This window comes from Bradyrhizobium sp. MI1.10, from assembly GCF_055811035.1.
This window is the reverse complement of sequence record NZ_JBVVPN010000203.1, coordinates 1-221: the sequence shown is the minus strand read 5'-3', so window position 1 is coordinate 221 and position 221 is coordinate 1. Positions and strand designations below refer to the sequence as shown.

The following is a 221-nucleotide window of genomic DNA, read 5'->3' as shown; positions in this document are numbered from 1 at the left end:
CCATTCTGATGTCCCCAGTCAAGCACACAGCGCACGGTTTCTCATCTCCACGAGGACTCATCGTGAAGTTCTTGTGCCGATGGATCGTGCAGAGGAGAAGGCGGGACTCAAAGACGTCGGTGAACAGGCTCTGATGCGCGGGTTGGATACCGCATTTCCGTTTTTTCGTCTGGGGCTGTCCCTGGTCTAGCGTCGGGCGTCGATCGGATGATCGGCCACAT

1 protein-coding gene is annotated in these 221 nt (G+C 57.0%); it reads left to right on the top strand.

Features of this window, described 5'->3' with window-relative positions:
• Window positions 1–190 (top strand): hypothetical protein (locus tag AC0L3K_RS40870; RefSeq protein ID WP_473285252.1); only part of this gene is annotated, 190 nt, incomplete at its 5' end.
• Window positions 191–221 lie beyond the last annotated feature (31 nt).